General features: G+C 36.3%; 8 protein-coding genes and 1 tRNA gene. 4 read left to right on the top strand and 5 right to left on the bottom strand.

Features of this window, described 5'->3' with window-relative positions; genetic code table 11:
• The first annotated feature begins 63 nt into the window (after positions 1-63).
• The 4 genes from Q0Q99_RS12515 (at position 64) to Q0Q99_RS12500 (ending at position 6,132) form a co-directional block, all read left to right on the top strand.
• The gene (locus Q0Q99_RS12515) at positions 64-2,502 is read left to right on the top strand and encodes an MMPL family transporter (protein WP_293896539.1); all 2,439 of its coding nucleotides are present in this window, start codon (positions 64-66) and stop codon (positions 2,500-2,502) included.
• Positions 2,503-2,532: 30 nt separating this feature from the next.
• Positions 2,533-3,966, top strand: coding sequence for an asparagine--tRNA ligase (asnS, locus tag Q0Q99_RS12510; RefSeq protein WP_293896536.1), 1,434 nt, complete (start codon positions 2,533-2,535; stop codon positions 3,964-3,966).
• 84 nt (positions 3,967-4,050) lie between these two features.
• The gene (rpoN, locus tag Q0Q99_RS12505) at positions 4,051-5,520 is read left to right on the top strand and encodes an RNA polymerase factor sigma-54 (protein WP_293896533.1); all 1,470 of its coding nucleotides are present in this window, start codon (positions 4,051-4,053) and stop codon (positions 5,518-5,520) included.
• Between the two features lie 6 nt (positions 5,521-5,526).
• The gene (locus Q0Q99_RS12500; RefSeq protein WP_293896530.1) at positions 5,527-6,132 is read left to right on the top strand and encodes a hypothetical protein; all 606 of its coding nucleotides are present in this window, start codon (positions 5,527-5,529) and stop codon (positions 6,130-6,132) included.
• Here the strand turns inward: Q0Q99_RS12500 and Q0Q99_RS12495 are convergent.
• The 5 genes from Q0Q99_RS12495 to Q0Q99_RS12475 form a co-directional block, all read right to left on the bottom strand.
• Entirely contained in the window at positions 6,127-6,843 is a 717-nt protein-coding gene (locus tag Q0Q99_RS12495; RefSeq protein ID WP_293896527.1) for a porin family protein, read from the bottom strand. The genes Q0Q99_RS12500 and Q0Q99_RS12495 overlap by 6 nt on opposite strands.
• A 23-nt stretch (positions 6,844-6,866) precedes the next feature.
• A tRNA-Ser gene (locus tag Q0Q99_RS12490) sits at positions 6,867-6,951 on the bottom strand.
• Positions 6,952-7,009: 58 nt separating this feature from the next.
• Positions 7,010-8,038 carry an asparaginase gene (locus Q0Q99_RS12485; protein WP_293896524.1) on the bottom strand — a complete coding sequence of 343 codons (1,029 nt, stop codon included), beginning with the start codon at positions 8,036-8,038 and terminating at the stop codon, positions 7,010-7,012.
• Complete coding sequence (locus Q0Q99_RS12480; RefSeq protein ID WP_293896521.1) at positions 8,028-9,164, bottom strand: 1-acyl-sn-glycerol-3-phosphate acyltransferase; 1,137 nt, start codon at positions 9,162-9,164, stop codon at positions 8,028-8,030. The genes Q0Q99_RS12485 and Q0Q99_RS12480 overlap by 11 nt, the downstream gene beginning before the upstream one ends.
• 65 nt (positions 9,165-9,229) lie before the next feature.
• On the bottom strand, positions 9,230-10,000 hold the full coding sequence (locus Q0Q99_RS12475; RefSeq protein ID WP_293896714.1) for a TatD family hydrolase: 771 nt from the start codon (positions 9,998-10,000) through the stop codon (positions 9,230-9,232).
• Positions 10,001-10,002 lie beyond the last annotated feature (2 nt).

Here is a 10,002-nt window from a genome sequence, read left to right as displayed (position 1 = left end):
CTTTTTAAAAACACTTCCTTTTTTAGCGGTTTTAATTACCTTTGCAACCGTTTTTATGCAGGAATGAAAAAGAAAATAAAAGTAGGATTTTGGGAATTTATAGCTGGAATTATTCTAAGAAACAGGATAGTTATAAGTATTGGAATTGTCCTGCTTACAATTTTCCTCGCGATGCAATGGAAGAATGTTGGCATGACTTACAACGAAGCCAATCTATTGCCAAAAAATCACAAAGCCAACAAAGATTATACGCAGTTCCTGAATATTTTTGGCGAAGAAGGAAATCTGGTCGTTATCGGAATTAAGGATAACACTTTTTTTACACCTAGCGCCTACAAAGCCTGGAACGAATTGATGACTAATTTAAAATCACACCAAGAGGTAGAATTGGTTGTTTCGTTGAATGATCTAAAGAAATTACAAAAAAACGATACGCTCGAAAAATTTGAATTGGTGCCGTTATTGGACCAAACAAAAACTACTGATCCGGTCTATCTAAAAGAAATAAAAAGACAGCTTTTTAACGATTTGCCTTTTTATGAAGGCTTGCTTTTTAATAAAAAAACGGGAAGTATTCGCTCTGCGATTTACATCAATAAGAAAGTTGTTAACTCTCCGGTTCGAAAAGAATTCATTATAAATGTCCTTGTTCCTGAAGTTGAAAAATTTGAAAAGACGACCGGAATTGACTTGAAAGTTTCGGGAATGCCATACATCCGAACTATTAACACCGAGAATATGAAAGGTGAAATAGGTTTGTTTATTGGAGCGGCTTTGTTCATCACTTCTTTGATTTTCTTTTTGTTTTTCCGTTCGCATCGCGCGACATTTATTTCAATTTGTATACTGATTGTTGGTGTAATGTGGTCATTTGGAACTCTGGGCCTTTTTCATTATAAAATCACAATCTTAACCGCAATTATTCCCCCATTAATCATCGTAATCGGAATAACCAATTGTATTTTCCTTATCAATAAATACCAGCAGGAAATCAAAACACATCGTAATCAGGCAAAAGCCTTACAACGTGTGATTTCAAAAATTGGGGTTTCAACACTGATGACTAATTTGACGACCGCAATTGGTTTTGCGACTTTTATGATTACCGGTAATGATTTGCTTTATGAGTTTGGATTGGTAACTTCAATCAACGTGATAACAGTATATCTTTTGACTTTAATGGTTGTGCCAATTGTGTACAGTTTTATGCCTTTGCCAAAAGAAAAACACTTAAATCACTTAAGCAAAAACTATCTTTCTTCTATTTTAAATTGGGTGGAAAGACACGTGAAATACAAACGAAAACTAATTTACAGCATCTACGGACTGTTGTTTATTTTCAGTTTAATTGGCGTTTCGCAAATGAAAGTTTCCGGAAGTTTGATTGGCGAAATGCCAAAAAGCGCTTCGTTTTTTAAAGATATTTTATTCTTCGAAAAGGAATTCAACGGTGTAATGCCTTTAGAAATAATGATTGATACCAAACGCAAAAAAGGCGTGATGAAAGCGTCAACTTTGCGAAAAATGGATGAATTACAAAAAACCATTGACAGTATTCCCGAACTTTCGAAACCGGTTTCCATTGTGAACCTGGTAAAATATTCGAAGCAGGCATTCTACAATGGTAATCCTGAATATTACGATTTGCCAACGTCGCAGGAACAGGCTTTTATTCTGTCATATGCCAAAAATGCAACCAAAGGTTCCAAAGACAATTTGATGAAAAGTTATGTGGATAAAACGGGACAATATGCCCGAATCACAACATTCATGAAAGACATCGGCACCGAAGAAATGGCAAAAATCGAAAAGAAATTACACACCAAAATCAATACTATTTTCCCAAAGGACCGATACGAAGTAACCTTAACCGGTAAAGCTTTGGTCTTCCAAAAAGGAACAACCTATTTAGTGGGAAATTTAGTCGAGTCGTTAATTTTTGCCATCTTACTTATCGCCGGTTTAATGGCGTATATGTTCCGTTCGTGGAAGATGATTTTTGCTTCGGTTGTGACCAATATTCTGCCGCTCTGCATTACTTCCGGGTTGATGGGTTATTTCGGAATTCCGTTGAAACCGTCAACTATTTTGGTTTTCAGCATCGCTTTTGGAATCTCTGTTGACAATGCGATTCAGTTCATGGCAAAATACCGTCATGATTTAATTCAGAATAAAGGAAAAATAGAAAAAGCGGTTGTGAGTGCATTACATGAAACCGGCGTCAGTACATTCTATACTTCGGTGGTTTTAATATTTGGTTTTGCGATATTTACGTTGTCAAGTTTTGGGGGAACGATTGCCCTTGGTGGATTGATTTCGGTAACGCTAACCTTTGCGATGTTTGCTAATTTGGTCGTTCTTCCGGCTTTAGTTTTAACGACTGAAAAATGGGGTGGCAAAACGAAACTAACCAAAAAAGAGCTTAAGGAAGAAGAGCTGAGCATTAATATTTATCGTGATAATAACGAAGAAGGTATTGATGAAATTACAGAAGAAGAATAATTTATATTTGCATCAGAAAAAGAATTAAAAATGAAACATACAAAAGTTAAAAGCTTACTAAACAGTGAAACAACACTTTCAACCGTAAATGCAAAAGGTTGGGTAAGAACTTTTAGAAACAATCAATTTATTGCGTTGAACGATGGTTCTACAATTAATAATATTCAGTGTGTTGTCGATTTTGAAAACACGCCGGAAGAAACCTTAAAAAGAATCACAACAGGAGCAGCTGTTTCGGTAACCGGAGCTTTGGTAGAAAGCAAAGGTGCAGGTCAGAAATATGAAATTCAGGTTTCTAAATTAGAAATCTTAGGTGATTCCGACGCAGAGAAATTCCCAATGCAGCCAAAGAAACATTCGTTGGAATTTCTACGTGAAAATGCGCATTTACGGGTTCGAACCAATGCTTTTGGTGCGATAATGCGAGTGCGTTCGGTTTTGGCTTTTGCGGTTCATCAATATTTTCAGGAAAAAGGTTTTGTTTATGTAAACACGCCTGTAATTACAGGTGCCGATGCGGAAGGCGCGGGAGAAATGTTTCAGGTAACATCGTTGCCATTGGATAATCTTCCCAAAAACGAAGAAGGAAACATCGATTACAAAAAAGATTTTTTCGGAAAACACACCAACCTAACTGTTTCCGGTCAATTGGAAGGTGAAACTTTCGCCATGGCTTTGGGTCAGATTTATACCTTTGGACCAACATTTAGAGCTGAAAATTCAAATACTTCACGTCATCTGGCGGAATTTTGGATGATAGAACCCGAAGTTGCCTTTAATGATTTGAATGACAATATGGATTTGGCAGAAGATTTTATCCAATACGTAATTAAGTATACGATGGATAAATGCCAGGACGATTTAAAGTTTTTGGAAAGCCGTTTGACAGAAGAAGAAAAATCAAAGCCACAAGCTGAAAGAAGCGAAATGTCATTGTTAGAGAAATTAAACTTTGTGTTAGAAAATAATTTTAAGCGTGTTTCTTACACTGAAGCTATTAATATTTTACGAGATTCAACTCCAAATAAAAAGAAAAAATTTAGCTATATCATCAACGAATGGGGCGCCGATTTACAAAGTGAACACGAACGTTATTTGGTAGAAAAACACTTTAAATGTCCCGTGATTTTGTTTGATTATCCGGCTAATATCAAGGCATTTTACATGCGTTTAAATGAAGATGGAAAGACTGTCCGCGCTATGGATATTCTTTTCCCGGGAATTGGAGAAATTGTCGGCGGTTCACAAAGAGAAGAACGTTACGAAGTTTTAGTTGAAAAAATGAAAGCACTCGGAATTGACGAAGAAGAACTTTGGTGGTATTTAGACACAAGAAGATTTGGTTCGGCGGTGCATTCAGGATTCGGACTGGGATTTGAAAGATTAGTACTTTTTGTAACCGGAATGACAAACATCCGCGACGTAATTCCATTTCCAAGAACGCCACAAAACGCCGAGTTTTAAAGTTGATGTGTTGATTCGGTTATTCGGTTATTTGTTTTTAACTTTACAGATAACCAAATCTATAAATACCCTAATAAACATAGAATGTTAAAGCAGTTCCTAAATCTAAAATTATCACAAAAACTATCACCTCAGCAAATCCAGTTGATGAAGTTGATACAACTGCCTACGCAGGCATTTGAGCAACGTTTGAAAGAGGAAATGGTAGAAAATCCGGCTTTGGAAACGGGCAGGGATGAGGAGCAGGAATTATATGAAAAGGATGAGTTTGACAACAATGAGGAATATGATGATTATGAAGGCAGCGAAAACATCGAAACCGACGAAATCAATATTGACGAATATTTAAGCAACGACGAAACACCCGACTACAAACTGCAGGCCAACAACTATAGCGATGACGATGAAGAACGACAAATGCCATTTGCAGCATCCACGAGCTTTCACCAGGATTTAATCAATCAGTTAAATACCTTTATATTAACAGATCAACAGCGCGAGATTGCCGAGTTCCTCGTTGGAAGTATTGACGATGATGGCTATTTGCGAAGGGATGTTCAGGATATTGTTGACGATATGGCTTTTACACAAGGCCTGTACACCGATGAAAAATCAGTTGAAAAAATTCTGCATATCATTCATGATTTAGAGCCTTCCGGAGTTGGCGCCAGAGATTTACACGAATGTTTGTTATTGCAACTTCGACACAAAACACCAACGGAATACATTGATTTGGCTATCAACATCATCGAAAACGAATTTGATGCGTTTACCAAAAAGCACTATGAAAAATTAATGGTGACTTATGAAATTTCGAAAGACCAACTTAAAAAAGCGATTGAAGAAATTGAAAAACTGAATCCAAAACCAGGTGGCGCTTTTGAAGTCAATAGCCGATCGGTAGAACAGATTGTTCCCGATTTTGCTATCCGTATAGTGGAAGGCGAACTGGAACTTACCTTGAACGGCAGGAATGCGCCAACTTTGCATATTTCAAAAGATTATCAGGAAATGCTTCAAACCTATAAAGATTCCAAAGACAAATCGCATTCGCAAAAGGATGCCGTGCAATTTATTAAGCAAAAACTGGATTCAGCTAAATGGTTTATCGATGCTATTCGCCAACGACAGGAAACGCTTTATGTAACTATGAATGCCATTATGCATTTCCAGCAGGAATATTTCCTTGATGGCGAAGAAACTAAATTGAAACCAATGATTTTGAAAGACATCGCCGATATGGTTGGGCTTGATATTTCTACTGTTTCCCGTGTCGCAAACAGTAAATATGTTGAAACGCCATATGGTACGAAACTGATAAAAGAATATTTTTCGGAATCAATGAAAAACGACCAGGGCGAAGATGTTTCTACGCTTGAAATCAAAAAAATCCTGAAAACGATTATCGAGGAAGAAGACAAAAGCAAACCTCTGCCTGATGATCGGTTAACCGAAATCCTAAAGGAGAAAGGCTATCCAATTGCGCGAAGAACCATTGCAAAATACAGGGATTTACTTGATATTCCTGTCGCAAGAATGAGGAAAAAGATTTAAAAAACTTTGAAAAAACTCCTCCCTTTTTTTTCGTATCTCTTCCACCCTATTTTCATTCCGCTTTTAGGAACTATTTTTTATGTTTTGCTCGAAGCCAAGTATTTTACTCTGCCTCAATATGTTATTCTTTTTTTGCAGATAATTATCATTACCTTCCTATTGCCAATTGCTTTTTTTTATCTGCTAAGAACTTTTGGAAAAATAGAGAATGTCATGCTTTCGGATATTTCGCAGCGCAAAATTCCTTTGTTATTGCAGATAATATTATTTGCCGTTTTAATTGAAAAAAGTATAACGATTGATCGGTTTTCAAGTCTATATTTCTTTTTTGTCGGAGGATTACTGAGTGCCATTTTTACATTTTTGTTGCTATATGTCAAATTGAAAGCAAGCATTCACATGATTGGCATCAGTTCGCTAACCATTTTTATAATTGGTTTGAGTATTCATAATCAAATCAACACCATAAATACGGTTACTTTTTTTGTACTAATGAATGGTGTTGTTGCTTCGTCACGCTTAGCCATGAAAGCGCATACGAATAAAGAATTGTTAGTTGGATTTTTGTGTGGCGTAATTCCACAAAGTATATTGCTCTATTTTTGGCTATAGAATATAAAACATGAGGCCAAAATTGGTAGTCTTCATATCAATCGACTGACCTTCCACTTTGGCTGAAGATTTAAATATAGGATTTAGTCCATAATAGAAATAAAAATTCCACGTATTCCAACCTGCGGCTACATAAACTCCATATTGAAATTGATTCAAATCTTTATTGTTGGATTGCTTAAAGTCGCCAATAGATGCCTTTGATTTATATTGGTCATAAAACAAATAACTCAATTTTACACCAGTATAAACTCGCCAGAATATATGGCTTTCCGGCTTAGAATCGCGCCATCTGAATTCTATCGGTAAATCAACAAAATGAAGTGATAATTTGTTTTTTGAAAAGGAAACATCAGAATCAAAAATCTGGTAAGTGTTAATTCCATTACTTTCCCTGATTCCTAAATTCTGACTGTAGATAGCTAACGTATAGCCGAAACCTGCCGCTATGGAAACTGTTCGCTTTTTATTAATTGGCATATCCCTTAAAAATCCAAAGGCAATTCCGGGAGAGAGTTTGTTCTGAGTAAGTCCATCCGGGCGATGCTGAAGAGCGTTGTAAGTAATATTTAAATAAAACTGATCTTCGCGATATAAAGAATCGACAGCATCAAAATTTATTTCATCCTTAACATCATTCTTAACTCCATTTTCCTGGGCAAAAATGCTTAGTGTGGTAAAAAATGTGAGGATGAAAAGATAGAATCTCATATAACCATTTTAGAGAAGAAAAGCAGAGAGGAAGGGATTCGAACCCTCGTTATGTTACCATAAACACGCTTTCCAAGCGTGCGCCTTCAGCCACTCGGCCACCTCTCTAATTGTGTTGCAAAGAACAGCAAAAAATTTGACTAAAAAAAGCACGAACGATAATTAGTTACTGCATTTCACCGCGTAACGATGTTTCAAATATAGTTTTGAAAACGGCTGGTGCCACATTTTGTCCTAACAAGTACATCAATTTTGTAATCCCGGCCTCTGTAGTGATATCCTTTCCGGAAATTACTCCGATTTTTTTTAATTGTGAACTGGTTTCATATTGCCCCATGTTAACGCTTCCGCCGGAACATTGCGTAACATTTATTATATATAAGCCGCTTTTAAAAGCTTTTTTTAAGGTTTGTATGAACCATTCTTCTGTTGGTGCATTTCCCGAACCATAGGTTTCAAGAATTATTCCTCTTAAATTAGGGATGGCGATTATGGCAGACAAAACAGATTCATTAATCCCTGGGAACATTTTCACAATCACCACATTGCTGTCCATTTTTTTATGAACCACTAATTTTTTGGCGGATTGCTTTGACAAAACCAAATTGGAATTTACATTCAAATGAACACCTGATTCTGCTAACTGTGGAAAATTGGGTGAAGCAAACGCATTAAAATGTTCTGCATTTATTTTGGTGGTGCGGTTTCCGCGGTATAATTTGTACTCAAAATACAAACAAACTTCGTGAATTACAGACTTTCCTTTTTGCTGTAACGATGCAATTTGAATAGCCGTTATCAGATTTTCTTTGGCATCTGTTCTCAAATCCCCGATTGGTAATTGTGAACCTGTAAACACAACAGGTTTATTCAGATTTTCGAGCATAAAACTCAATGCTGAAGCCGAATACGACATCGTATCCGAACCATGTAGCACAACAAATCCGTCAAAGCTGGCGTAATTGCATTCGATAATTTCTGCGATTTCCACCCATTTTTCCGGATTTATATTCGATGAATCAATAGGTTTTTTAAAGGAAATTGTTTCAATATTGCATTCCAAATGTTTGAGTTCAGGAATTTTTTGCAACAGTTTTTTAAAGTTAAATGCTTTTAAAACACCAGTTTCAAAATCTTTTATCATACCAATAGTTCCACCAGTATAAATTAAAAGTATGTTGGGTTTAGTCTGCATTCAAATATTTTGATTTATTCACCACAGGATTGGCATACATTGCTAAAAAGCTTTCAACCATTTGCGGATTATTTTCGTCAATTTTCATTTCCAGTCTTCGTTCAAACAGCGACTTTTCGTTTTCTGTGTAGCACTGGCTGTAGGTAGTTGATTTATTCAATAAATCGTAAGCAATATAATTTGTTGGCCAGAGTTTATAACTCTGCAAAATGGAGTCGTCAATAGCCTGCGCCAAAGCCTGAACCTGCTTATTGTTATTATCAAACTCCTGAGCTATACCATCAAGTTCTTTGTCTAATATATCCCCAACATGAATGTGAATGTGCTTCTTTTGTCCAATAATACCGCTTAAGAGCGTGACGAAATCTTCATTTTTTTCCTTTATGTAAACTTCATCATTGGCTTCGGCAATCAGCTGTGGCATTTTTAAGGCATCGGTTGGGTCGTATTCATATGAAATCGAAACCGGAACAATTTTTATTTTCTTAAAATACGCCATCAAACTAGCTTCATCTGAGCCCATTGCCAACATTTTCAATACGCCGGAATGTGTCGCATCATTACCATCTTTTGTTCTGCCTTCACGTTGGGCAATCCAAACGGAACGATTTTCACGCAATAATAATTGTCCAATATATTCCGACAGCAATTTAGAACTTTCCAACAACTCCCTTGGTGACAAACCACGTTGTACTAAAAAGTTTCTGTTGAGTTTTGACAGCGTTTTTAAAAAAGATTTTTTAACCAAATTATCCCCAATGGCCGATGCAGTCATCACTAATCCATGGTCAAACAATGCTACGTTTAACAACGAAGTGTCTAAAATAATGTCTCTGTGATTGGAAATAAAAAGGTAGGACACATTTGGTTCCAATTTGTCAAAACCTGAAGTGGTTAATCCTTCTGAACTCTTTTCGAGTACTTTTTGAACGGATTGATAGATGAAATTACATTGAAAATCACGTATGGAATGCGTTTTTTTGAGTTGGTTTTTCCAAACTTCTTCTTCCACGTCAGGAAAAGTAAAGCTCATCAACGCCTTCATCATCGGATGATTTACGGCAGATTGAATGGCTTCATTGACTTCGGTATCATAAAACGGTCGGATAGGGTCAAATTTTTGCATCTTGGCTTACAATTTAGCAGGAACAAATGAACAAAAAAAAAGTCGATTTTTATTAGATTTTTGAGTTAAATCCCAAAAACCTGTTTAGAATTTTCAGTTGTAATTCGGGCAATTTCTTCAATCGGTAATTGGTATACAGACGCTAATTTTTCGGCTACCAATTTGGTATAACTGCTTTCGTTTCGTTTGCCACGAAATGGAACCGGCGCTAAATAAGGCGAATCGGTTTCGAGAACAATATGTTTCAAATCGATTTTGTTTAAAAACTGGTCAATCTTTCCGTTTTTGAATGTAGCAACACCGCCAATTCCGAGTTTCATATTTAAATCGATTGCTTTTTTGGCCTGACCGAAATCACCAGCGAAACAATGAAAAATTCCAAATAAATCAGTTGCTTTTTCGCTATCCAAAACTTCAAAAACTTCATCAAAGGCATCACGGCAGTGTATATTGATTGCTAATTTATATTTTTTGGCTAACTGAATTTGGTGCTGAAAAGCGTGTTGCTGCTGTTTCAAAAAGGTCTTGTCCCAAAATAAATCAATACCGATTTCGCCAATAGCGTAAAACTTTCTTTTCTCCAATTCGTTTTCGACATGTGTCAATTCTTCTTTATAGCTTTCAGGCTTTACATAGCAGGGATGCAAACCCATCATCAGGAAAATGTTTTGAGGAAACTGTTTCTCCAACGCATACATTTTCTGTGTATAATTGGAATCTATGGAGGGTACAAAAAAACGGGAAACTCCGGCATCAATCGCGCGCTGAATCATTTCATTTCGGTCCTGATCAAATTCTTCAGAATAAAGATGCGTATGTGTATCGGTAAAAATCATTA

It is taken from the genome of Flavobacterium sp., from assembly GCF_025352425.1.
Taxonomy (GTDB): Bacteria; Bacteroidota; Bacteroidia; order Flavobacteriales; family Flavobacteriaceae; genus Flavobacterium.
This window is presented reverse-complemented; position numbering and strand designations above follow the sequence as displayed.